The sequence below is a fragment of the Tautonia sociabilis genome (genome assembly GCF_003977685.1).
Taxonomy (GTDB): domain Bacteria; phylum Planctomycetota; class Planctomycetia; order Isosphaerales; family Isosphaeraceae; genus Tautonia; species Tautonia sociabilis.
Window position 1 is genome coordinate 1 of record NZ_RYZH01000116.1, and the last position, 1,653, is coordinate 1,653.

2 protein-coding genes are annotated in these 1,653 nt (G+C 75.6%); both read right to left on the bottom strand.

Annotation, left to right across the window (positions count from 1 at the left end; translation table 11 throughout):
* Positions 1 to 9: 9 nt before the first annotated feature.
* Entirely contained in the window at positions 10 to 1,047 is a 1,038-nt protein-coding gene (locus tag TsocGM_RS27485) for a hypothetical protein (protein ID WP_233579202.1), read from the bottom strand.
* Positions 1,044 to 1,529 carry an alkaline phosphatase family protein gene (locus tag TsocGM_RS25575; RefSeq protein ID WP_126728283.1) on the bottom strand — a complete coding sequence of 162 codons (486 nt, stop codon included), beginning with the start codon at positions 1,527 to 1,529 and terminating at the stop codon, positions 1,044 to 1,046. The genes TsocGM_RS27485 and TsocGM_RS25575 overlap by 4 nt, the downstream gene beginning before the upstream one ends.
* Between the last annotated feature and the right edge of the window lie 124 nt (positions 1,530 to 1,653).

Below are 1,653 nucleotides of genomic sequence, written 5' to 3' on the forward strand. Positions count from 1 at the left end.
GGCACTGTCTCATCCGCCATCCTGTTGGGTTGACAGTTGTTGCGTCAATGCGGCGGGGTCGGCCTGCAGCAGCTCCCAGAAGTCGGCGGTCGGCAGCACCAGGCCCAGGACCTGGTAGGGGCAGCGGCCGCGACGGGGGCCGGAGCCGAAGCGGTGGCAGTTCCAGTACAGCCGCTTGAGGTCCAGCATCGGTTGGGTCATCCGCTTGTGGCGGGCCTGCTGCATCCGCAGCACGCCGTTGAGGCACTCGACCACGCTGCTGGCTCGCACCGTCGTCGCCAGGACCGCCGCGACCGACTTCGCCGCCCCCGGCGGCGGCTCAGCCAGCTCAGGGCGGCGGGCCACGGCACGGACCAGGGCGATCGCCGGCGTGGCCGCCGGCCGGGGGCGGCCGTGCCGCAGCCACCACCGCCAGGCTTCCGCTTCACGCCGGGCTGGGTCGGGCTCGGCCTGCTGCAGGCGGCGGTGCATCCGGTCCAGGAACGCCAGGCTCCGCCGGTCGTGCAGGGCCTGACGCACCGGCGTCCACTCCGGGCCCGGCAGTTCGGCCGTCGCCGCGGCGAGCTCGGCCTCGGCGGCGGGCCGGTCGTTGAGCCGGCCGTCGGGGCGGAACACTTCCAACGCCGCGTGGGCCCGGCCCCAGGCCGACTCCAGACGCTCGACCCGCTGCAACTCGGCGGCGGCCCGCTTCCAGGCGGCCCGGGCCCGGGCGGCCAGCGGCCGGGCCTCGCGGAGGCCCCGGCGCCGGGCCTCGGCGACGCGGGCGTCGGCCGCCTCGGCCCGCCGCCAGGCGGCCTCGGCGGCCCGCCAGTGGCGGCCGAGGATGCGGCGGGCGTGCATCGCGGTGTGGAAGACGTCCAGCCCCTGCTCCAGCGGCGGGGCGTCCGGGGCGTCGTGGCGCCGGGCCTCGGCCCGCTGCGTGACCGCCTTGGCGATGCCCCGCGCCGCGTCGGAGACGACAAACTGCAGCCGATCGAAGGGCTTCAGCCGCTCGGCCCAGGTGGCGGCCGAGCGGTCGTCGGCCACGCGGCAGAAGACGGCGGTCATGCTCGCCGGCTCGACACCGGCCAACGTCGGCCGCCCCCAAAAAAGACCTCGTCGACGGCGAGGGTCTCAACGCGTTGGCGGCAGGCCTCGTCCAGGGCGGCGAGCACCGGGGCGGCCTTCTGGGCCTCGGCGGCGACCCAGCGGGCGACGGTGGCATGGTCGGGAGCGTCCTTGGGGTCGATCACGGCGATGAGGTCCTCGATCTGCCGGGTGCTCAGGCCCATGGCGAAGGCGGTCACGGCCAGGCGGCGGCGGGTCGGCTCGTCGAGCGTCGGGGCCGGGGCCGGGGCCGGGTCGGCACGCTCGGCCGGCGGGGGGGCGGGGGCCGGGGCCTGGAGTCGGCGTTCGACGACGCGGGCGTGCTGGTAGACCGTCTGCCGGCTGCAGCCGGCCCGCTCGGCCTGTCGGGTAACGGCGCCGTAGGTGCCGGAGAAGACGGCGGCGGCGTTGCGGACCCAGGTGCGGATGGGTAGCGTCATCATCGGGGGGGCCCTTCGGGGTGCTGGCGATTGTCGCTGTGACCCAGTCCACCACGAAGGTGCCTCCCCTTCCATCGAAACTGTCAACCGGGCCCACCCCCATTTCGGCTCTCTTTGCGACAGAGCC

Excerpts from the sequence above, each read along its gene's own strand:
- TsocGM_RS27485 (WP_233579202.1), bottom strand. The coding sequence starts at position 1,047 with ATGACCGCCGTCTTCTGCCGCGTGGCCGACGACCGCTCGGCCGCCACC.
- TsocGM_RS25575 (WP_126728283.1), bottom strand. The coding sequence starts at position 1,529 with ATGATGACGCTACCCATCCGCACCTGGGTCCGCAACGCCGCCGCCGTC.